General features: G+C 65.4%; 21 protein-coding genes, 1 tRNA gene, 1 pseudogene and 1 riboswitch. Of the genes and pseudogenes, 9 read left to right on the top strand and 14 right to left on the bottom strand.

Features of this window, described 5'->3' with window-relative positions; translation table 11 throughout:
- The first annotated feature begins 37 nt into the window (after positions 1 to 37).
- Positions 38 to 199, top strand: a riboswitch (cyclic di-AMP (ydaO/yuaA leader).
- A gap of 5 nt (positions 200 to 204) precedes the next feature.
- Positions 205 to 942, top strand: coding sequence for a hypothetical protein (locus FDW81_RS03280; protein WP_138132721.1), 738 nt, complete (start codon positions 205 to 207; stop codon positions 940 to 942).
- A gap of 107 nt (positions 943 to 1,049) precedes the next feature.
- Here the strand turns inward: FDW81_RS03280 and FDW81_RS03285 are convergent.
- From FDW81_RS03285 to FDW81_RS03295, 3 genes and pseudogenes are all read right to left on the bottom strand, one after another.
- Positions 1,050 to 1,373 (bottom strand): annotated as a pseudogene (locus tag FDW81_RS03285) (VOC family protein); the annotation flags it as partial.
- A gap of 22 nt (positions 1,374 to 1,395) precedes the next feature.
- Complete coding sequence (gene upp / locus FDW81_RS03290) at positions 1,396 to 2,031, bottom strand: uracil phosphoribosyltransferase (protein ID WP_138132725.1); 636 nt, start codon at positions 2,029 to 2,031, stop codon at positions 1,396 to 1,398.
- A gap of 12 nt (positions 2,032 to 2,043) precedes the next feature.
- Complete coding sequence (locus FDW81_RS03295) at positions 2,044 to 2,829, bottom strand: phosphatase PAP2 family protein (protein WP_138132946.1); 786 nt, start codon at positions 2,827 to 2,829, stop codon at positions 2,044 to 2,046.
- Between the two features lie 82 nt (positions 2,830 to 2,911).
- Between FDW81_RS03295 and FDW81_RS03300 the strand changes: the two genes are divergently transcribed.
- Complete coding sequence (locus FDW81_RS03300) at positions 2,912 to 3,418, top strand: nucleoside deaminase (RefSeq protein ID WP_138132727.1); 507 nt, start codon at positions 2,912 to 2,914, stop codon at positions 3,416 to 3,418.
- Positions 3,419 to 3,479: 61 nt separating this feature from the next.
- Here FDW81_RS03300 and FDW81_RS03305 read toward each other — a convergent pair whose 3' ends face one another.
- The 7 genes from FDW81_RS03305 to FDW81_RS18305 all read right to left on the bottom strand — a co-directional run bounded on the left by FDW81_RS03305 (position 3,480) and on the right by FDW81_RS18305 (position 8,159).
- A complete protein-coding gene (locus FDW81_RS03305) occupies positions 3,480 to 3,716 on the bottom strand; it encodes a hypothetical protein (RefSeq protein WP_138132729.1) in 237 nt (78 codons plus the stop codon).
- Between the two features lie 77 nt (positions 3,717 to 3,793).
- Complete coding sequence (locus FDW81_RS03310; RefSeq protein WP_138132731.1) at positions 3,794 to 4,903, bottom strand: glycosyltransferase family 4 protein; 1,110 nt, start codon at positions 4,901 to 4,903, stop codon at positions 3,794 to 3,796.
- Positions 4,904 to 4,907: 4 nt separating this feature from the next.
- On the bottom strand, positions 4,908 to 5,303 hold the full coding sequence (locus tag FDW81_RS03315; RefSeq protein WP_138132733.1) for a 6-carboxytetrahydropterin synthase: 396 nt from the start codon (positions 5,301 to 5,303) through the stop codon (positions 4,908 to 4,910).
- A gap of 50 nt (positions 5,304 to 5,353) precedes the next feature.
- Positions 5,354 to 6,364 carry a zinc-binding alcohol dehydrogenase gene (locus FDW81_RS03320; RefSeq protein ID WP_138132735.1) on the bottom strand — a complete coding sequence of 337 codons (1,011 nt, stop codon included), beginning with the start codon at positions 6,362 to 6,364 and terminating at the stop codon, positions 5,354 to 5,356.
- Between the two features lie 282 nt (positions 6,365 to 6,646).
- Positions 6,647 to 7,153 carry an HNH endonuclease signature motif containing protein gene (locus FDW81_RS18295; protein ID WP_370278701.1) on the bottom strand — a complete coding sequence of 169 codons (507 nt, stop codon included), beginning with the start codon at positions 7,151 to 7,153 and terminating at the stop codon, positions 6,647 to 6,649.
- Positions 7,154 to 7,308: 155 nt separating this feature from the next.
- Positions 7,309 to 8,013, bottom strand: coding sequence for a DUF222 domain-containing protein (locus FDW81_RS18300; protein ID WP_240719889.1), 705 nt, complete (start codon positions 8,011 to 8,013; stop codon positions 7,309 to 7,311).
- Positions 8,013 to 8,159 carry a hypothetical protein gene (locus FDW81_RS18305; protein WP_240719891.1) on the bottom strand — a complete coding sequence of 49 codons (147 nt, stop codon included), beginning with the start codon at positions 8,157 to 8,159 and terminating at the stop codon, positions 8,013 to 8,015. The genes FDW81_RS18300 and FDW81_RS18305 overlap by 1 nt, the downstream gene beginning before the upstream one ends.
- Positions 8,160 to 8,294: 135 nt before the next feature.
- Here FDW81_RS18305 and FDW81_RS03330 point away from each other — a divergent pair.
- Positions 8,295 to 8,384: transfer RNA gene (locus FDW81_RS03330), tRNA-Ser, on the top strand.
- 62 nt (positions 8,385 to 8,446) lie between these two features.
- Here FDW81_RS03330 and FDW81_RS03335 read toward each other — a convergent pair.
- Positions 8,447 to 8,725, bottom strand: coding sequence for a tyrosine-type recombinase/integrase (locus FDW81_RS03335; RefSeq protein ID WP_205754590.1), 279 nt, complete (start codon positions 8,723 to 8,725; stop codon positions 8,447 to 8,449).
- A 1,446-nt stretch (positions 8,726 to 10,171) separates the two neighbouring features.
- Here FDW81_RS03335 and FDW81_RS03340 point away from each other — a divergent pair.
- From FDW81_RS03340 to FDW81_RS03355, 4 genes are read left to right on the top strand one after another with little or no spacing between them, the layout of a single operon-like run.
- Positions 10,172 to 10,930 carry a LamB/YcsF family protein gene (locus tag FDW81_RS03340; protein WP_138132737.1) on the top strand — a complete coding sequence of 253 codons (759 nt, stop codon included), beginning with the start codon at positions 10,172 to 10,174 and terminating at the stop codon, positions 10,928 to 10,930.
- Entirely contained in the window at positions 10,927 to 12,597 is a 1,671-nt protein-coding gene (locus FDW81_RS03345; protein ID WP_138132739.1) for a 5-oxoprolinase/urea amidolyase family protein, read from the top strand. Before FDW81_RS03340 ends, FDW81_RS03345 begins: the two co-directional genes overlap by 4 nt.
- A gap of 11 nt (positions 12,598 to 12,608) precedes the next feature.
- The gene (locus FDW81_RS03350) at positions 12,609 to 14,345 is read left to right on the top strand and encodes a biotin carboxylase N-terminal domain-containing protein (RefSeq protein ID WP_138132741.1); all 1,737 of its coding nucleotides are present in this window, start codon (positions 12,609 to 12,611) and stop codon (positions 14,343 to 14,345) included.
- A 30-nt stretch (positions 14,346 to 14,375) separates the two neighbouring features.
- Positions 14,376 to 15,074, top strand: coding sequence for a GntR family transcriptional regulator (locus FDW81_RS03355; RefSeq protein WP_138132743.1), 699 nt, complete (start codon positions 14,376 to 14,378; stop codon positions 15,072 to 15,074).
- 60 nt (positions 15,075 to 15,134) lie between these two features.
- Here FDW81_RS03355 and FDW81_RS03360 read toward each other — a convergent pair whose 3' ends face one another.
- The 3 genes from FDW81_RS03360 to FDW81_RS03370 all read right to left on the bottom strand — a co-directional run bounded on the left by FDW81_RS03360 (position 15,135) and on the right by FDW81_RS03370 (position 17,682).
- The gene (locus FDW81_RS03360) at positions 15,135 to 15,920 is read right to left on the bottom strand and encodes a putative hydro-lyase (RefSeq protein WP_138132745.1); all 786 of its coding nucleotides are present in this window, start codon (positions 15,918 to 15,920) and stop codon (positions 15,135 to 15,137) included.
- Complete coding sequence (locus FDW81_RS03365; protein WP_138132747.1) at positions 15,917 to 17,134, bottom strand: NRAMP family divalent metal transporter; 1,218 nt, start codon at positions 17,132 to 17,134, stop codon at positions 15,917 to 15,919. Before FDW81_RS03365 ends, FDW81_RS03360 begins: the two co-directional genes overlap by 4 nt.
- Before the next feature lie 200 nt (positions 17,135 to 17,334).
- Positions 17,335 to 17,682 (bottom strand): hypothetical protein, encoded by a 348-nt coding sequence (locus tag FDW81_RS03370; RefSeq protein WP_138132749.1) that lies wholly within the window; start codon positions 17,680 to 17,682, stop codon positions 17,335 to 17,337.
- 268 nt (positions 17,683 to 17,950) lie between these two features.
- On the opposite strand from FDW81_RS03370, the gene FDW81_RS03375 reads away from it, so the two are divergent.
- Entirely contained in the window at positions 17,951 to 18,526 is a 576-nt protein-coding gene (locus FDW81_RS03375) for a hypothetical protein (protein ID WP_370278703.1), read from the top strand.
- Positions 18,527 to 18,607: 81 nt separating this feature from the next.
- Positions 18,608 to 19,363, top strand: a complete 756-nt coding sequence (locus FDW81_RS03380) for a YcnI family protein (RefSeq protein WP_138132753.1) — start codon at positions 18,608 to 18,610, stop codon at positions 19,361 to 19,363.
- Positions 19,364 to 19,460 lie beyond the last annotated feature (97 nt).

Here is a 19,460-nt window from a genome sequence, read left to right on the forward strand (position 1 = left end):
GGGTCCCGTTCGGGCCGCATATCCGGATGACGCCAAGCTCTGCCGCTTCCCGGATTCCGCTTGAGCAAAAGGCAGAGGCGGGGGACCCACCGTCCCGGGCATTCAGTTGCCCTTGGGGTTAAGCCAGCGCGTGATTTTCCGTGTGGCCGGATGCCCTCATCCGAACCCGACAGCTAACTCCGCAGGTGTGAGAGGCGATCCATCATGTCAAAAATCCTTGCAAAAGCACGCCCAAAATCCGGGCCTGAAGCCGATTCCCCGCGTGCCGCCGGCAAAATCCCGTCCTTCAGCCAGCGCGCCGCAATCGTTGCAGCTTCCTGCGCACTCCTTGTTGGGGTAGGAGCCGCGGGCCATGCCACTGACGCCGTCAAACGCGTGGCAGTTACGGAGACGCAGGCTGCCGAGGCCCAGTCCAAGCTCAGCATCGAGCAGAGCGAGATTCAGGCCAACCCTGCACCTTCGGCCGAGCCGATCAATGTTGTGCCGCAGGCGGCTGAGCCGGCTCCCGCCGCAGCCGCCGACCCCGCCCCCGCAGCTGAGCCTGCGCCGGCACCAGAACCGGCTCCTGCGCCGGCACCAGAACCGGCTCCTGCGCCCGCTCCTGCTCCGGAGCCCGCACCCGTCGTCGCAGTCAATGACCCCGCCGGCGCCCAAGCCTACGCCGCCGGCCAGTTGGCTTCCTACGGCTGGGCCCAGGACCAGATGCAGTGCCTGGTCACCCTGTGGGACAAGGAATCTGATTGGACCACCACGGCCACTAACCCCAGCAGCGGCGCCTACGGCATTGTTCAGTCCCTGCCGGCCGAGAAAATGGCCAGCGCCGGGGCCGACTACCTCACCAACTACCGCACCCAGATCAACTGGGGACTGGACTACATCCAGGAGCGCTACCAGACGCCCTGTGGAGCCCTGAACTTCCACTACGCAAATAACTGGTACTAAACCCGGCTGCCTCTGAGTCTCCCGTTTTTCCGCTCCGTACGCGCCTGTCCCGGCACACCGCCGTCGGCGTGCCTTGGCTGGAGCTGGAAGGAGGGGGGCTCAGTGCTTTAACGCGCGTCCCGGCCAGGGATGTACTGCACCGCCCAGCGGTTCCCGGCGGGGTCGGCAAAGTATACAAAATGGCCCCAGTCCTGGATGTCCACGTCGCTGACGTCCACCCCGTTGCCCTTCAGGTGGTCATGGGCTGCCTGGATGTCGTTGACCACGAGCTGGAGGTTCGAGCCGGTGCCCGGCGGCGCGTCCGTAAGCCCTTCCCCGATGCAGATGGAACAGGCCGAGCCGGGAGGCGTCAGCTGCACGAACCTGATGGCGTCGGTGGGCCGCTCATCGAAGTCCGCGTTGAAGCCCACCTGGTTGACGTAGAAGTGGCGGGGAGCAGGAAAGGCTTGAGTCCTAGCCCGCGATGCCGTACAGGCGGTCTCCCGCGTCGCCGAGGCCGGGGACGATGTAGGACTTCCCGTTGAGCTTCTCATCAATGGATGCCAGGACGATGGTCACGTTATCCCCGGAAAGTTCTTCCTCAAGCTTCGAGAGCCCTTCCGGAGCGGCGAGAAGGCAAATGCAGGTGACATCCGAGGCGCCGCGCCTGAACAGGAACTTGATGGCTTCACGGAGTGTTCCGCCGGTGGCCAGCATCGGGTCCAGGACGAAGATCTGCCGGCCGGTGAGGTTCTCGGGGAGGCGCTCGGCGTAGGTGATGATGTCCAGGGTTTCCTCGTCGCGGGCCATGCCCAGGAAACCCACTTCGGCGGTGGGCACGAGTTTGGTCATGCCCTCGAGCATTCCCAGTCCCGCCCGCAGGATGGGTACCACCAGCGGAGTGGGTTTGGTGAATGCCGTACCCACGGTGCTGCTGACGGGCGTTTCGATGGTGACCGGTTCGGTGCGGACCTCGCGCGTGGCCTCGTAGGCAAGGAGGGTCACCAGCTCCTCCGTCAGCTGCCGGAAGACCGGCGACGGCGTGTTCTTGTCCCTGAGGACGGTGAGCTTATGGGCGACCAGTGGGTGGTCCACAACGAGAGTGCGCATGGGTCAAAACTATCACCCGGGCTTGTCCTCGCCGTGGGCGGTATGCCGTCCGTCATGGTGCACCGGATCGGCAACGACGTCGCGCACCAGGGGGTGTTCGAACGTGGGAGCGGGCCCGGCTTGCTCCCTTCGCCGCATCAGGTGGAACAGCCGGTGGGCGAGGATAACGATGCCTACCCAGGCAAGCCCCAGGAACCAGCCGGCCATAACATCGGTCAGCCAGTGGTGGCCGAGGAACACCCTGCTCAGGCCCATTGCAATTATGAAGATGATGCCGGCGGTTATGGCGGTAATCCTGGCCCACAGCGCCTGGAACTGAAGGCACATGAGGTAGAGCAGGACGCCTATCACCACCGTGGTGTTCAGGGTGTGGCCACTCGGAAAGGACGGTGTGTGCTCGAACGGTGGCACGGCCTCGGAGTGGTCCGGGCGGGTCCGGCCCACCAGCCGCTTGCCCATCGTGGTGGCTGTGGTGGAAACCAGCGCCGCGCCGCCCACCAGCACGATGGGCCGCCACGTCCTGCTCAGGAACGTCAGCCAAGCGGTGAGGATGCTGGCGAGGATGGGCATACCTATCCCGCCCCCTACGTTGGTGAAGCCGGTGGCGAAGGCATCGGTTTCAGGATTCCGAAGTGACTGGGAGTATTCCAAGGCAGGAATATCTAGCCTGGCCAGCCCTTCCTCATCCACAACGTCTGAGTAGACTTCGGCGCCCAGGAGGGCCATGCCAATCACCAGCGCTCCGCCGACGATCATGGTCAGCCACAGCGCGGCATACGGCTTGATCCACTTGTCCACGCGGTCTCGGACTGTGCTCACTGCGCCTCCCGGCGGATCTGCGTCACGGGCTCTGGGTATCCTTCGAAACTATCATTGAGCCATGGCCTCCGCAGAGAAGAAGCACCACGCCTGGATGGGCCTTGCCCTTGCCGAAGCCCGCCGCGCCCTCGTCACTGAGGATGTGCCGATCGGTGCCGTGGTGATAGGACCCGACGGCGTTGTGCTGGGTTCCGGACGGAACCAGCGGGAGGAACTGGGAGACCCCACCGCCCACGCCGAGGTGCTGGCGATCAGGGAGGCGGCTGAGCGGCTGCGGCAGCTTGCACTGCTCGACGGTGGCAGCGGCGACGGTTGGCGGCTGGCCGACTGCACGCTGGTGGTCACCCTCGAACCCTGCGCGATGTGCGCCGGGGCCATTGTCCTGGCGCGGATTCCACGGGTGGTTTTCGGGGCCTGGGATGAAAAGGCAGGGGCAGCCGGCTCCGTGTTTGACGTGCTCCGCGAGCGCCGCCTGAACCACTGGGTTGAGGTGTACCCGGGCGTCCGGGAAGCGGAGTGCGCCGAACTGCTCCGGGAGTTCTTCGCCGGCCACCGCACCCGGCTCTAGTCCACTTGGCTTTGCGTCCGGCCGGTTTCCTTTCGTGCTTCATCGCCATTGGGGTTCTTGGTTACGCGGCCTTCGCGCCGCCCAAGAGAAGTTCCGCCAACTTGGTGAGATGCTCTGGAACGCTGCCGACTTGCGCTTCCGCATTCAAATAGACGTGCCAGTCTCCCCGGATGAGCGCCCCGACGGCGCCCCCCACCAGGTCCTCCAATGCTCCTGGATCGGCTCCGACGCGCTGCAGACAGATGGGCTCGGTGCCCTCGGCCGGAATGATCAATGCTGTGTAATTCGTAGTGTTCACGATGCTTTTGCTCCACTGGAATTGACAGCGCGGGTGGCCCGGATGTTCCCGTTATGGTGGGCCTGGCGGCTCCGGGATCAGGTGGAATGGCCGGCGAACATCACCTCCAACACCCCCGCGGCTGTCTGGTCCCAGCCCGGCAGCCGGCCCCTTGCCTCCTCCGCCCTTGCCCGCCAGGCTGCCCTGGTCCCTTCATCCGTCAACCAGCGCCTCACCACCTCGGCAAGCAGGGCGGGATTAGCCGGATCATCATCTGCGGGAAGGGTCACCTTGGCTCCCGGCAGCCGCCGCCCGTCGTCGTCTTCCTTCAAGTCGTATTCTTTTGAGTCATTCTGTTTGGAACAGCCCAGGCGAAGCGCCTCCACTGCGCCCGTCCCGTCACGCACGATCACCGGAATGCCGCGGGCCAGCGATTCGGTTACCACCATGCCAAAGGCCTCTGCGCGGGACACCAGCAGGCTGAGGTTTGCGCGGTTCCATTCGCTTTCCAGCGCTTCGCCGGTCAACTCCCCCGTGAGCCGCATGCGATCGTCCAGCCCTTGGTCCCGTACTGCTGCACGGACTTTCGCGGCATATTCCTCATCTGCCTGGTCAGATCCCACGAATGATGCGGTCCATTCGAGGTCCCGGAGCCCGGCGAACGCTGAAACCGTGAGCAATTGGTCCTTGTTGGGCAGGAGCGCTGCAACCACGATGATGTGCGGCGGAACGGACCCTTTCGCCGGGGGAGCCGGGTCGGTGCCGGGAAGGGCAACATGGAATCCGTAGAGCCCGTGGCGTTCTTCCAGGACTTTGCTGGCCCAGGTGCTGGTGCACACAACGCCGGTGGCCGCGCGCAAGGAACGCGCTTCAAAGTCGTGGTGTGCCGGGGCAGGCATATGCACAAGCACCCATGTTTTCCGCCCGGCTTTGGCCGCAAATTCCAGCTCGTCCGGTGCACCCATGGCGATCAGCCCGTCCACGAGGTTCAGGGCGGGCTCAGGACCCGCCGCAGTTTCCCATGCCCCCAAGAGGCTGCCCAACTGCCGTCGTGCACTGGCACTCGCGTAGGGCCAGGAGCCCTCAACGGCCAGCACCTCGACGTCGGTACCCAACGCCTTCAAGCCCTGCACCAGCCGGGCGTTGTAGGCGTTGCCGCCGGAGTGGTGGTGAATGTTGCCGGGGACCAGCAGGCGGATGCGCGGCATTGCGTCAGGCCGTGAGGTCCAGGGCAAAAGTGGCCCAGGCATCGGGGTTTTCGCGCAGGGTGACGTCGATTCCAGCAAGCCGGCCGCCGTCGTCATCATCCTTCAGCCTGTCCGCGACCGCCCGGGCAACGTATTCAGCCAATGCCTCGGTGGTGGTCAACTTGCCCGCGAAGTCCGGGTGCTCGTCCAGGTTCCGGTAGTTCAGGCCGGCCAGGACCTCCTCAATGATGGTGCCGGCGGCACCAATGTCCAACACAATGGCATTGTCGTTGAGCGTCCGACGGCGGAAGGCCACTTCCGCAACAAACGTGGCCCCGTGCAGTCCTTGAGCGGGCCCAAACGCCTCACGGGGAAGGCTGTGGGCGATCATGAAATGGCGGCGGACGGTCAGGCTGAACATGGGCTACCTCTGGTCTACTCGGTGGGGGTACGGGAAGTCTTCTATGGCGTCTACGACTGGGAGTCTGTACCGGAGGGGTACTCGATGACGTGGCAGAGTGCGTCAAGCCGGCCGTGGGCGAGGTCCTGCACCACTCCGGGCAGCTCGGCAAACCGCGACGTGCCGGTGATGAAAGCGTCGAACACCGGGGCCTTCAGCAGCGAGACGGCGAGGTCCAGGCGGTCGGCGTTGGTCCTGCGGTGGCGGCGGGCCCGCGCCACCACTCCTACCTGGCTGGCACGGATGGACAGGCGCCGGGCATGGAAGTCCTCCCCCAGCGGCAAGGTAACTTCACGGTTGGCGTACCAGGACATTTCGATGACGTCCCCCTCATCGCCCAGAAGCTGCAGGCTTCGCTCCAGGCCTTCCTGTGAGGCGGAGCAGTGGAAAACGATGTCGCAGTCGGCGAGGGCGTCATCCGGGTGCGTGAACTCCACTCCCAGGGTGTCCGCGAGCTGCTTCCTGCCGGCATCGAGGTCGATGAGCTGCAAGCGTTGCAGGGGGAAGGTGCGCAGCAGGGTGGCCACCGTGCCGCCCACCAGCCCCGCACCCACTACCGCAATCCGGTCTCCCAGCCGGGGGCCCGCCTCCCACAGGGCGTTGACGGCGGTTTCAACCGTCCCGGTGAGGACCGCACGGCGGGACGGGACGTCGTCGGGAATTCTGGTGAGGTCACTGACGGGCACCACATAGCGGTCCTGGTGGGGGTTGAGGCAGAAGACGCGCTGCCCAGGCCAGCCCTCCGGCCCTTCTTCGACCACTCCCACAGAGAGGTATCCGAACTTCACCGGCCCGGGGAACTGCCCCTCCTGGTGAGGGGCCCGCATCGCGTCGGCCACCCTGGGCGGGACGGCGCCGGTGTGCACTGTCATTTCGGTCCCTTTGCTGATGCCGGAGTAGAGGGCTCGAACCAGCGCTTCCCCGGGGCCGGGAGTTGGCAGCTCCTCCGCGCGGAGCTCGCCGTGTTCTTTGGCCGTGGTCCAATATGCGGTTGCGTGGGTGGAACTCTGTTTATTTGTCATCTTGCTGACGAATCTAGCCGCCCCGGCAGGCCCGGGGAAAGTTCGACGGCGGGTGTCAGGTTTCATCGCAGCCGGACGCTCCAGGGGGCGTGCACGATCAAGCCGGGCGTGTGCGCGGTCCAGCGCAACGTGTGGGCGGTCCAGCCAGCGCCGGCCTGGAACCATCGCTAGATGGGCACCGGATCGCAGTCCCATTCGGCGAGTGGGTCTTGAGGCAGCATGATGGGCATCGCGTAGTAGAAGTCTTCCCAGAGCCGATCGTCCGGTGGAAAAACGCCGGGATTAAGGAGTCTTGACCGGGCTGATTCTGGAGACAGGCCTGCAAATAGATGCAAACAAACCAGCCTCGTAAGTGTGTGCTGGTGCGTCGAATTCCCTTGGGGCTTCCGGTATTGGTGGCCACTGGGGTACTTCCCAATCAGGGTGTTCCGCTGGGTAACACCGTCCGGTGGGGGAGGTCCAGCCGGGTGGTTCGTTCTGTTTCGCCCGGGTCGGCGTCCAGCCACTGGCGTGTTTAAGGTGGTGGTGTTTCCGGCAAAGCTGACCGAGATTGCTGATGTCGGTGGTTCCGCCGTGCTGCCACGCTGTGAGGTGGTCGATTTCAGCGTCAAGGGAGTGGTTGCTGCAATCGGGGAAGGTACATTTGCCGTCGCGAAGCTGCAGCGCCTTTCGCATCGCTATTGTCAGCCGGCAGCTGGTTCGTCCAATGTCCAGCGGAGCACCATCGCGAGGGTCAACCAGAACCCGGTAGAAGGAACCGGCACCGCCCGAAGTGAGATTCCTGGCCATGGAAGCGGGGATGGGACCGTACCCATCCAGGAGGGCAGGTTCATCGGTGAGGCCGAGCAGTGCGAACACCGGTACGGTGACCAGCAATTCCGTGCGGGGCGTGCCTACTTTGCCACCAATATGCCTGATACTGTCACCGTTCGCAGCCTGGCCCGTTACCGCGTCGAGGAGCAGGCGGCCGTGATATCAGGGCGCAGTTGCGTGAGTGTGCGTGGCTCGTTGGGGCCCTGGAGTCCGTGGGCGAGGCCGGTGATTTTGTTCCAGATCGCGCAGGCCGTGTCGGCGGGCAGGTACAGCGATATCCACGCCATGCCGTCGCGATCCGGAGCGCACTCCATCCGCCGGCCGGCACGACCTTTCGCGTGGCGCTTCTCCAGGGTTTCGGGGTGGTGGCGTTCCCGCCAAGCCCGGACTGTGCGCCGGAACCTGGCCGGGATCAGCTCACCCGGCGCAGCTGCGCGGGCGGGGTTCGGCGCGTCGGGGTTGAAGAAGTGTGCCACAAGAGCCGCTGCTCCGGAGTGGCCGGGGCCTTCGGTTTCGTCAGCAATGATCCTGGCATGCATCCACGAGATGGCGCCGGATGCCAGTGCGTTCATGGCTGGCGGAAGGGAGCAGATCTTTCGAGACTGGATGACCAGTGCCCCGGCTGCGGCCGAACTTACTGTGAGTACACCGGCTATCTCCTCAACGACAGACATTTCGTCAAATGAGCGGTCCGCCAAAGATGCACCAGGAGGGGTCATCGCCTGCTGCAGTTCCATGATCTCTGCGACGTCCCGGGTCTTGACTGCCGCGAGCTGCGCTTCAAGCCGCGACGTCAAAGCCAGCCGTTCAAGCCGGTTGCCCAACTTCCGCTGCATCAGTCAACGGCGGCGTAACCGGCGGCACCGGAAGTGGCAGGGCCGCCTGCGTCGAGTCGGGCATCTTCCAGGAACAGCGCGTCGAGACGGGTAACGGAGGTGTGGACAGCCTCCATCACCGCCGCTGCCCCCGCCAAACTCTCCATAACAACATCATCTGTGAGGGGTACGACATTATGGAGGGAGTGTCCGGCCGGGAATGCACGGGTGCTAAGGTTTCGGGCAGCCGCGGCCGTTCCGTTTTGGGGATGTGCGCCTCGCTCCGGTACCCTATTGAGGTTGGTGACGTGTCCGAGCGGCCGAAGGTGCAACACTCGAAATGTTGTTTGGTGTAAAAGCCAACGTGGGTTCAAATCCCACCGTCACCGCCACGTAGCGAGGCCCCTACTCCCCTCTGAATGCCGGGAAGTAGGGGCCTTTGCTTTGCCCTTATTCAGGTGCTTGCCCACATTTTGCCCAACCCTCCTGTGAGACGACCTTCTCCAGAGCGTCCGAGACCACGTCCGTCCTCGTCAAACAGATCCGCGTAGGTGTTCAGGGTCAGGGCCGCTGAACTATGTCCCAGCATCTTCTGGACCACCTTGACCTCCGCACCAGCCGATACAGCAAAGCTGGCAGCGGAATGCCTCAGATCGTGAGGGGTAATCCGAGGAACTCCCGCACGTCTGATCGAAAAGCCGAAGGCTTGAGGTGTGTTTGTCGGGCCTGCCATTCAGCCCCCCAGCGGGCCGATCAGTGCGCGGAAAGCTGCTGCGTCAAAGAACTCTCCACAGGCCTTGGGGACCTCCACCGAGGCCAGAAACAGCTCAGCTTGCGCTTGGCCCCGCCATTCGTCGGCAAGCCGCAAGTTTGAGAGCTGGCGCAGTCCACTCTCAGCCTCATCAATACGCCAGGGTGGCGCCGTCAGCATGAGGTGCTGGACCCATTCCCCGACTCTTACAGGCCGCCCTCCAATCCGTGCTCGCCGTGCAGGAAGTCGTATAGCTTCTTTGCTTCACTGCCTCAGTCAGCTCGGTTACCTCCACAGTGGCCGCCGGCACTTCTCTGTGCGGCAGTGACACACCGAAAAGTAGCTTCGGCGGACAGATGTCAATCTGCACGGATGCAGGCCAAGCTTGCGAAAATGCAAGTTGCCGACGCTGGTACTAGCCAGTAACTTTGTCGAGGCGGCTTCCCACTTTCCCCCATCTGGGAGGACGTCACGGAGAGGCTCCGCGGCTACCCCCCAATGCCGCGGGGCCTTCCTTATCCTGTCTCGGAGGCGCAGTGGCCCGCTCCCCCGAAGGAGCACGGAGCGGACCACCTACCGCCCACCGTAGATCCCGATGAAGGCCGTTACAGCAACCGGTCCACAGACCATACGATCACCGGGTTAACGACCAACCAACGCCCAGTTAAGAATGGCGCGGCGCCCTGCCTGGTTAGAGATTGCACTGCCCAGGTTGTGCCCGTAGCCGTGGCCATGTAGCTAGGGGCACAACCAGCGTCCCGCCAGGGTAAACGGTCCCGTCAAGCCCTATCTGGCGCCGGACCGTGCCCGTGTACATTGTCGTCCGCAGGGAAACTAGCCGTATACCCCATGCTAAGTGGGCTATACCCAGTGATCTCACCGTTCTTGTTGTACCGCTCAGGGAGAATCGCCTTGTCATTCCGTGCCTGGAGGACGGGCGCCGGAGGATCAGCTGACCAAGAACTGCCAAAGTCCTTTTGGAATCCGAAATCTCCCGCGCGCGACAGGATGCTCTCCCCGTGGGAGTACCCGGAGCGATAAAGTCCGTACTTGAAAGTCTTCATATCGGCGATTCCGAGCCACTGTGGTTTGTATCCCGTGATTCCCCCCGTAGCTCCGCCAACTGCGGCTCCCGTGCCCGTCGCCTGCATGAACCCACGGGGCGTATGCGGGCCCGGCGACATCGCGTAGCTGGTCCACCTGGTGGTGGATCAGCGGGTCAAGGCCTACTGAGCAACCTGCGGAAGGAGGGGAGGACGACGGCGGTCGTCCTCCCCTCCTTTTGCCTGCACGTCCTTCCGGGAAGCCATTTCAGGCGGCTCCCATCCCTCACCCTGAAGCCAGCGGGCACAATCTGGAACAAATTGTTGAACAATCTGCGATTCTCATGCATGCTAAGGAGACCACCTCAACGAGACGAGAATCACTATGGCCTTCATTGACCTCAACAGCGACGTCGGCGAATCCTTCGGCAACTGGACCATGGGCGACGACGCCGCAATGTTCCGCTCCGTCTCCAGCGCGAACGTCGCCTGCGGCTTCCATGCCGGCGACCCCTCCACCATCGCCCAGACCTGCCGCGACGCCGTGGCCGCCGGAATCAGCATCGGTGCCCACGTGGGATACCGGGACCTGGCGGGCTTCGGCCGGCGGTTCATGGACTGTTCCCCTACCGAACTGGCAGACGATGTCCTCTACCAGCTGGGGGCCCTTGAGGCGATCGCCCGCGCGGCCGGCGGGGCGATCCGCTACGTCAAACCCCATGGCGCCCTCTACAACACCATCGTGACCCACCATGCCCAGGCACAGGCGGTGGTGGACGCAGTGAAGGCCTTCGGCGGAGACCTGCCGCTCCTGCTGCTGCCTGGATCGGTGGCGCTGTCCACCGCCGAGGCGGCCGGCCTCCGCGGAGTGGCCGAAGCCTTCGCGGACCGCGCCTACAACCCGGATGGGACCCTGGTGTCACGCCGCGAACCGGGTGCCGTCCTGCACGATGAGGAGGCCGTGGCAGCAAACATGGTGCGGCTCGCCACCGAGGGCACCATTATTGCCCGCGACGGATCCGCCATTCGCACCTCTGCCGAAAGCATCTGCCTCCACGGTGACACTGCGGGGGCCGTTTCCATGGCGGCAGCGGTCCGCCGGGAACTGGAAACAGCAGGCGTCGAAATCCGGAGCTTCGTATGAGCCCTGCCGACGTGCGCTGGGCAGGGCCGCGGGCGCTGCTCGTGGAACTGGATTCCCTGGAGGCAGTACTCGCCGTCCACGCGCGCCTGCGGGAGAACCCGGCGCCCGGCCAGGTGGATGTCCTCGCGGCGGCGCAGACAGTGCTGGTCGTTTTCGACTCCCGCGCCAACGCCCGCTCGGCCCGTGAGGTCATCGCCGGACTCGAGACCCAGGTTGCGGGCGCTGCCGCCGGTTCGGAGGCGCCGGTGAAGATCGAGGTGGTGTACGACGGCGAGGACCTCACGGAGGTGGGGAAGCTGACGGGACTGGGGAACGACGGCGTCATCGCTGCCCATACCGGCCAGCTCTGGACCGCAGCCTTCGGCGGTTTCGCGCCCGGGTTCGCCTACCTGGTAGGTGAGACCGACGCACTCAACGTACCCAGGCGGGGCACCCCACGTACCGCGGTACCCGCGGGTTCAGTGGCACTGGCGGGCAACTTTTCGGCAGTCTATCCGCGCCGCTCACCGGGCGGCTGGCAACTCATCGGACACACTGCTGCGCGCATGTGGGACCTGGAACGGGAGCCGCCCGCACTGGTCCGCCCGGGCGCCAAAGTCCAGTACGTTGCGGTGCGCGAACTGGTGGAAATCATCTCCGCGGGCGCGGAGCACGCTGGCGAGCCGCATCAGGGTGACCAGGCGCACCAGTCAACTCAAGCACCTGCCGGAGACAGGCTGGAGGTGCTGTCCCCGGGGCCCCAGGCCCTGATCCAGGACCTTGGCCGCCCAGGGCTGGGCGACCTGGGCGTCTCGCCAGCCGGTGCCGCCGACGCCAGGAGCGCACGGCAGGCCAACCGGCTGGTGGGCAACATGCCTACCGACGCCGTTATCGAGAACGTGCTTGGCGGCCTGGCGGTACGCGCGCGCGGCGAACTGACCGCCGCGCTGAGCGGGGCACGAACCAGTGCCGAAATCCAAGGACCGGAAGGCAGCAGGGCCGCGCCGATGTACGCACCCTTCCCCCTCCATGACGGCGAAAGCCTGCACCTCCACGTGCCTGAAGCAGGGCTGCGCACCTACCTCGCCGTCCGCGGCGGGATCGATGTTGCCCCTGTCCTTGGCAGCCGCTCCACAGACCTGATGTCCGGCATCGGCCCCGCCCCGTTGGCCGCCGGCGCCGTCCTCCCCATCGGCGAGGTGGACATTGCACGGGCGGTCGGCCAGCCGGAACCGCCGGCATTGCCCGGTGAACTGGCGTCCGCGGCAGCTGGCAGGCCTGTGGTCCTGCGCATTACCAGCGGCCCCCGGCACGACTGGTTCACTCCGGAGTCCCGGGAAGCGCTGACGCAGCAGGTGTGGACGGTGACCGCCGAATCCAACCGGATTGGTGTCCGGCTCGATGCAGGCGGGCAGGGGTCCGCAACCGCGGGCAAGCCGCTGGAGCGGGCGCGGACCGGCGAACTTCCCAGCGAAGGCGTGGTGGCCGGCTCACTGCAGGTCCCGCCGTCGGGCCTTCCGGTCCTTTTCCTGGCCGACCATCCTGTCACCGGGGGCTACCCGGTCATCGGTGCGGTCATTCCCGAAGACCTTCCTGCCGCCGCGCAGCTTCCCCCCGGCACTGCCGTGCGTTTTGCGGACGTCGATCCCGAAACCCTGCAGCCGCTGGCCCCCACCCCGAGCACGTGAAAGAAGCAGCCATGAAAAAAGTCCTGATTGCCAACCGTGGCGAGATCGCTGTCCGCATTGCCCGTGCCTGCGCCGATGCAAACCTGGCATCCGTGGCCGTGTACTCGGACCCGGACGCCGATTCACTGCATGTCCGCCTCAGCGACGAGGCCTACGCCTTGAGCGGATCAGCCAGCTCCGAAACCTACCTGGATATCCAGAAGCTTCTGGGCATCGCTGCCCGCTCCGGCGCCGACGCGGTGCACCCCGGCTACGGCTTCCTTTCCGAGAACGCCGACTTTGCCCAGGCAGTGCTCGACGCCGGACTCACGTGGGTAGGCCCCTCGCCAGAAGCCATCCGGAGCCTCGGAAACAAGGTCACAGCCCGGGAAATAGCTGTCCGGGCCGGTGCGCCCCTGGTGCCCGGCAGTGAGGGCCCGGTGGCCGATGCTGATGCCGTCCGTGCCTTCGCGGCGGAATACGGTGTACCCGTGGCCATCAAGGCGGCCTTTGGCGGCGGCGGCAGGGGCCTGAAGATTGCCTACCGGATGGAAGACATCGACGACGCCTTCGATTCCGCAGTCCGCGAGGCCACCGTTGCCTTCGGCCGGGGTGAATGCTTCGTGGAGCGGTTCCTGGACCGGCCGCGGCACGTCGAGGCCCAGGTTCTGGCTGATACCCACGGAAACGTGGTGGTGGTGGGCACGCGCGACTGTTCCCTGCAGCGGCGCAACCAGAAGCTCGTTGAGGAGGCACCGGCGCCGTTCCTCACCCCGGAACAGCGCAGCCGGATCCACGAATCGGCGCGCGCCATCTGCCGTGAGGCCGGATACACCGGTGCCGGGACCGTGGAGTACCTGGTGGCGCCCGACGGCGTCATCTCCTTCCTCGAAGTGAACACCCGCCTCCAGGTGGAGCACCCGGTCACGGAGATGACCTCCGGACTGGACCTGGTACGCGAACAATTCCGCATCGCCGCCGGGTTGCCCGTGTCCGTCACCAAGGACCCGGCACCCTCCGGCCATGCCTTCGAGTTCCGGCTCAACGCCGAAGACGCCGGCAGGGGGTTCCTGCCCTCCCCCGGCCCCGTGGAGGTCTTCGAGGCCCCCACCGGCGCCGGCATCCGGGTGGACTCCGGCGTCCGATCAGGGTCCGTCATTCCCGCCGAATACGACTCCCTGATGGCCAAGCTGATTGTCCACGGCGAGGACCGGGCGCAGGCGTTGCGCCGTGCCCGGGCTGCCCTGGATGAACTCCGGATCGAGGGCGTTCCCACGGTGGTTCCCTTCCACCGTGCCGTGGTGCGGGACGAGGACTTCACAGCCGGGGACAGGCTGGGCGTCTACACCACTTGGATCGAAACGGAGTTTGGCGGCCGCCTGGAGGCATCCCTGAAAAGCGGGGCTTTGGGCCCCGTTGCCAGGCGCGAAACCCTCACTGTGGAAATCGACGGCAAGGCGGTCCAGCTCGGGCTGCCGGCACAGGTCTACCATGCGCTGCTCTATGGCGGGAGCGCCGCCGTCGGCCCTTCACCAGCCGGGGAACAGGCGGACGCAAACGGCGAGGTGGCCGCTCCCATGGGCGGGAACCTGGTCAAGTGGGTGGCCGACGACGGAGCCGGGATCGGTGTCGGGGACCCCGTTGCCGTCCTTGAAGCCATGAAGATGGAAACCGTGGTGGTGGCTTCCAGCGCGGGTACCTTCCGGCGGGGCGGACAGGAGCCGGGCGCTGCCGTGGCCCGCGGTGAAGTGTTGGGCACCGTCAGCTAGCATCGTTAGTCGACGAAGTCTGGGGAGACCATGAATACTTTGGCAGACGGCACAGCCGAGCATGCACACACCACCGCGTGGATCGCCTCTGTGCTGCGCAGCCGCATTGCAGCAGGTGAACTGACTCCCGGCTCAAAACTGTCCGAGGAGCCACTGTCCGCAGCGCTGGGCGTTTCACGCAACACTTTGCGGCAGGCCTTCTCCACCCTTGCCGGCGAATCCATCGTGACCCGCATCCCCAACCGCGGGGTCTTCGTGGCCTCGCCGGGCGTGGAGGAAGTCCGCGAAATCTACCGGGTGCGCCGGATGATCGAGCCCGCAGCGGTGCTGTGGGGTGACGTTACGCCAAAGGTGCTGGATGACTTGGAAGCCATTGTGCAGCAGGCGCAGCATGCCCGGGCCAGCGGGTCGGTCCCCGACATGGCGGACGCCAATCAGTCCCTGCACCGGGCGGTGGTGGCCCTGACCGGCAGCACATCGCTCCAGGAGCTCATGGACCGCGTGCTCGCTGAAATGCGGCTGGTGTTCCACAGCATGGCTTCGGCACCGGACTTCCACAGCCATTACGTGGACCGGAACGTGACGCTGGTAAAGCAGCTGCGCGCAGGCGAGCGCGAGGAAGCAGCAGCTGGACTGCGCGCGTACCTGGACTTGGCCGAGGCGGAGCTCCTGGCGCATCTGGGCGAAGAGCAGGACCGCCAGTCGGAGCTGCGGCAGCGCGCCGGTTAGGCCAGGCAACGGACAGGCCAAATAAGTGTGAAGCATGCCCCACACCTTTGTTGTTCAGCCTTAAGGGACTACGTAAGCGCTGTCCCGGGCGTCGGTGATCAGCATGTGGCCTGGCGCATGGCCGATGGCCAGCGGAGGCCGCGACTGCATGACTGCCGCCTGGGGCGTCACCCCGCAGGCCCAGAAGACCGGCAGGTGGCCATCCGGTATCTTCACTGCATCACCAAAATCAGGCCTGGCCAGGTCCGTGATGCCCAGTTCGTGCGGGTTGCCCACATGGACGGGAGCACCGTGGACAGCCGGGTAGCGGGACGTGATACGGACAGCGTCGGCAACCTGCGCCGCGGGAACGGGGCGCATGGAAACCACCAGCGGACCGGACATTGCACCGGCCGGAGCACACTGCCGGTTGGTCCGGTACATAGGCACGTTGACGCCCTGGTCAATGTGCGCGATCCGGATGCCGCCGTCCTGCAGCGCTGCCTCAAAGGTGAAGGAGCAGCCGATCAGGAACGTGACCAGGTCATCACGCCAGTACCCGGTGATGTCGGTCGGCTCGTCCACCTTCTCACCGTCCCGGTAAACGATGTACTTGGAGACATCTGTCCGGATGTCCCCGCCGGCGAGCAGCGGCCCAGTGGTCTCCCCTGCGTCAAGGACCCCCAGGATGGGACATGGCTTGGGGTTGCGCTGCACGAACAGCAGCAGGTCGAAGGCGTGTTCCCGGGGAATGGAGATGACGTTCGCCTGGGCATACCCGCGGGACCAGCCCGACGTCGGCTCCACCAGTCCGGCGCGGAAGGCCTCGCGGGCCTCGGCGGGAAGCAGGGCGGCGCGGCTGGTCATGCCCACAGCTTCGCGAGGCCCATGACGGAGTTCCAGCCAAGGAATAACGTGAGGAACCAGGTCAGGACGCCGACAATCAGCAGCCACTTGGGGTACACGTAGCCGTGCAACAGGTCCCGGCGCCGCCAGGCCACCCAGAGGAGGACAGCGAAGCCCACCGGCAGGATCAGCCCGTTGAAGGCGCCTGCGAAGATCAGCAGCTGCTGCGGCGCCTGGCCGAGGAAGGCGTACACGATGGCGCAGCCGGCGATGAAGGCAACGGTGATGAGGTTGCGCTTACGCTCCGGGGTGCGGGACGAGGTGATGAAGGAGACGGAGGTGAAGGCTGCTCCGATCACCGAGGTGATGGCGGCGGCCCAGAGAACCACGCCGAACATCCGAAGGCCGATTTCGCCGGCTGCGGCACCGAAGGCTTCGGCCGCCATGTTGTTGCTGGTGAGGACCGTGCCGCCAGCTACCACTCCGAGGATGGCCAGGAAGAGGAGGACCCGCATAAGGCCGGTGACCAGGATGCCCAGGACGGAGCTGCGGGTGATCTCCTTGACGTGCCTGACGCCGGTAGCGCCCGAGTCGAGCATGCGGTGGGCGCCCGCGTAGGTTATGTAGCCGCCCACGGTTCCGCCCACCAGGGTGGTGATGATGAGGAAGTCGACAGTCTCGGGCAGGAAGGTGTTCTTCAGGGCCTCGCCCAGAGGCGGGGCAGCGACAACTGCCACGTAGATCATCAGCAGGATCATGACGGCGCCGAGCAGGACCACGATCCGGTCCAGCGCCATGCCGGCTTTCTTGCTGAGGAAGATCAGGATGGCCACAACGGCTGACACGACGCCGCCCACCTTCGGGTCAACGCCCATCATGGCGTTGGCGCCCAGGCCCGTGCCGGCGATGTTGCCGATGTTGAAGACGACGCCGCCGAGGAAGACCAGGCCGGCCAGGAACCAGCCGATACCGGGGATGACTTTGTTGCCGAGTTCCTGGGCACGAAGCCCGGAAACGCCGATGACTCGCCAAACATTCATCTGCACAGCGATGTCGATGAGGATCGAGGCCAGGATCGCGAACGCGAACGACGCACCGATCTGCGCGGTGAAGACCGTGGTTTGCGTGATGAAGCCCGGTCCGATGGCGCTGGTTGCCATCAGGAACATGGCTCCCATGAGGGCCGTGCGCCGGGCTGAGGAGCTCATGTTCAGTTTGATGCCGGTTTCTGCCATGGATCTGTCCAATACCTAGGGTGACAGGAGTCACAGTGATGGTCCCCATCGACGATACAGGTTGTTGAACAATCCGCGCAAGGTATTGTTCAACAATTTCAGAGCGGATTACTCCCGCCGGCGAGACAGGAGAAGGCTGGTACCCCACGGGATACCAGCCTTCTCCTGCATGTCGGTGCCCTGTCAGTCAGGGATGGGCGCTACAACCGGTCGGTCCGGTCCTCGCCGCCCTTGTGCCCGGCACCGCGCAGGTTCTCCTGCACTTTGCCGAAAAGGTCCTTAATGGTGGATTCCGCATTGGTGATGACATCCACCGGCACGTAAACATCGTGCGTGAATGGCAGGTCGTACTCATCCTTCAGGTGCGTGCCGTTGCCTACCCCCTGCAGGGACAGGTAAACCATCGCCTCCGTGCGGGCGATTCCGGCCAGCTTCCCAAAAACGACTGTGAACTCGTTGGGCTGGAAGCTGATGGTTTGGCCAATGTGGCTGCGGCCAAGTTCACCGGCTGGGATGGCCTTCTCTGACTGGCTTCCGTTGTAGTCCATGAACTTCTCCTCAAGATCGCCGACACATACGCTGGCAGTCTAACGCGGCCCTGAAGAGCGGGTACATAGCCGGAATGCCGGCCGTGCACTGGGCGGAAAGCGGCCCTGCACCATCCATCGCACACGGAGACGGCCGTAGCGAACGATAGAATCTGAGCAACCAACACCTGGGCCGGCGCCCCCGCGGCCCGTTCCGCCACTGGAAGGGAGCCTATCCGTGCGAGCGCACCGTCCACGGACCCCCTTCCACCTCCTCCGCGCCTCAGCATTGAGCATTGTAATCCTGGCGCTTGCCGCCGGTGCCCACCTTGCAGGCGGAGGAGTGCTCCCCCAGCCGGTCATCATGCTGGCCATGCTCGCATTGACTGCCCTGGCCGGCACCACGGCCACCCGCCTGAAACTGGGCTTTTCCGCCATGGCGGCGCTCCTGGGTGGCGGGCAGTTGGTGCTGCATGAGGTCTTTACCGGATTCAGCGCCCGTCCGGTTATGGCGCTGCCCGGCAGCAGCGCAATCCATGAGGGCCACCTCTCCGGATCCGCCGTCCTGGCCCCAGTGGTTGACCACCTGTACGGGGCCGGCACAGGCTCCGGCCCCCTGATGCTTGCAGCCCACGCTACGGCGACCCTGGGGTCCGCGTTCCTGCTTGCCAAGGGCGAGGACGCACTGTGGGCGCTTGCCGCCTGGCTTCGGCCGCTCTTTGCCCTCCCCCGTCCCCTTAAGCACGTCGGCGGTACCCCGCCATTCGTTGCCTCTCCACCTTCTGCCGCACCCTTGCGCCCCTGGCGCAACCTCCGGCAGGACAGCCGGCGCGGCCCGCCTTCCGCCGTCGTGCTCTCCTCCTGACCGGCACCGGAACCTGCCGGCGTCGGGCCCCACGAAAGTATGCACCCCCGGCCAACGGGGCGTGCGCCAGAAAGGCAAGCCATGAAAACCCCCTTCCTTCGCCGCACCCTGACCGCTGCCGCAGCCACCGGAAGCGCCGCCGCGCTCCTGCTGGCAGCGGCGGGCGGCGCCGCCGCACACGTCGGCGTGACGCCGGACAAGACCTCAGCCAACTCCTATGCCCTGCTCACCTTCGGGATCCCGCACGGCTGCGACGGGTCCGGGACCACCAAGGTGGCCATCACCCTGCCGCCGGAACTGAACGACGCACAGCCCACTGTCAATCCCAACTGGACGGTGGAGAAGGTGACCGAGCAGCTCCCCGAGCCTAAGAAGCTCGCGGACGGTACCTCCATCACAAAACGCACCAGCCAGATTGTCTACACGGCCAAGGCGCCGCTCGAACACCAGCTCAGGGACGCCCTGGTCCTCTCGGTGAAACTGCCCGATGCACCAGGATCAACGCTCTACTTCCCGACGTTCCAGACCTGCGAGACGGGCCAGACCGACTGGTCCGAAATCGCCCGGGACGGCCAGGACCCACACTCGCTGGCGGCTCCCGCCCCGTCGCTCACCGTAACGGAGGAGGAGGCCAGTACTGAAGGCCATGGCGCAGCTGCCACGGCTGTACCCCTTGCCACCGAACAGGCGGCAGCAACAGCCGACGGCGGGGCGGACGCGAGGAGCTGGGCGGGCCTGGGAGCCGGCCTGGCTGGACTGGTGCTGGGCGGAGCCGCCTTCATTCGTAGCGCTGGCCGGCCCAGTGGGACCGGCAGCAACAACGCAACCGGCGGCTAAGCCAAAAGGGAAGTATGCCAAATGGGCCGCTAATCAGGGCCGGCAAGCAGGATCCCAGCCTCAGCAGGGCGGCCGGTTTGACGCCCGGATCATCACG

The sequence above is a fragment of the Pseudarthrobacter sp. NamB4 genome (assembly GCF_005796185.1).
Lineage (GTDB): Bacteria > Actinomycetota > Actinomycetes > Actinomycetales > Micrococcaceae > Arthrobacter.

What these genes read in the sequence shown, in the direction of transcription:
- FDW81_RS03280 (WP_138132721.1), top strand. Translation starts at nt 205, where the DNA reads ATGTCAAAAATCCTTGCAAAAGCACGCCCAAAATCCGGGCCTGAAGCC.
- upp (WP_138132725.1), bottom strand. Translation starts at nt 2,031, where the DNA reads ATGCGCACTCTCGTTGTGGACCACCCACTGGTCGCCCATAAGCTCACC.
- FDW81_RS03300 (WP_138132727.1), top strand. Translation starts at nt 2,912, where the DNA reads ATGGCCTCCGCAGAGAAGAAGCACCACGCCTGGATGGGCCTTGCCCTT.
- FDW81_RS03310 (WP_138132731.1), bottom strand. Translation starts at nt 4,903, where the DNA reads ATGCCGCGCATCCGCCTGCTGGTCCCCGGCAACATTCACCACCACTCC.
- FDW81_RS03315 (WP_138132733.1), bottom strand. Translation starts at nt 5,303, where the DNA reads ATGTTCAGCCTGACCGTCCGCCGCCATTTCATGATCGCCCACAGCCTT.
- FDW81_RS03320 (WP_138132735.1), bottom strand. Translation starts at nt 6,364, where the DNA reads ATGACAAATAAACAGAGTTCCACCCACGCAACCGCATATTGGACCACG.
- FDW81_RS18295 (WP_370278701.1), bottom strand. Translation starts at nt 7,153, where the DNA reads ATGGCCAGGAATCTCACTTCGGGCGGTGCCGGTTCCTTCTACCGGGTT.
- FDW81_RS18300 (WP_240719889.1), bottom strand. Translation starts at nt 8,013, where the DNA reads ATGCAGCGGAAGTTGGGCAACCGGCTTGAACGGCTGGCTTTGACGTCG.
- FDW81_RS18305 (WP_240719891.1), bottom strand. Translation starts at nt 8,159, where the DNA reads ATGGAGAGTTTGGCGGGGGCAGCGGCGGTGATGGAGGCTGTCCACACC.
- FDW81_RS03335 (WP_205754590.1), bottom strand. Translation starts at nt 8,725, where the DNA reads ATGGCAGGCCCGACAAACACACCTCAAGCCTTCGGCTTTTCGATCAGA.
- FDW81_RS03340 (WP_138132737.1), top strand. Translation starts at nt 10,172, where the DNA reads ATGGCCTTCATTGACCTCAACAGCGACGTCGGCGAATCCTTCGGCAAC.
- FDW81_RS03345 (WP_138132739.1), top strand. Translation starts at nt 10,927, where the DNA reads ATGAGCCCTGCCGACGTGCGCTGGGCAGGGCCGCGGGCGCTGCTCGTG.
- FDW81_RS03350 (WP_138132741.1), top strand. Translation starts at nt 12,609, where the DNA reads ATGAAAAAAGTCCTGATTGCCAACCGTGGCGAGATCGCTGTCCGCATT.
- FDW81_RS03355 (WP_138132743.1), top strand. Translation starts at nt 14,376, where the DNA reads ATGAATACTTTGGCAGACGGCACAGCCGAGCATGCACACACCACCGCG.
- FDW81_RS03360 (WP_138132745.1), bottom strand. Translation starts at nt 15,920, where the DNA reads ATGACCAGCCGCGCCGCCCTGCTTCCCGCCGAGGCCCGCGAGGCCTTC.
- FDW81_RS03365 (WP_138132747.1), bottom strand. Translation starts at nt 17,134, where the DNA reads ATGGCAGAAACCGGCATCAAACTGAACATGAGCTCCTCAGCCCGGCGC.
- FDW81_RS03370 (WP_138132749.1), bottom strand. Translation starts at nt 17,682, where the DNA reads ATGGACTACAACGGAAGCCAGTCAGAGAAGGCCATCCCAGCCGGTGAA.
- FDW81_RS03380 (WP_138132753.1), top strand. Translation starts at nt 18,608, where the DNA reads ATGAAAACCCCCTTCCTTCGCCGCACCCTGACCGCTGCCGCAGCCACC.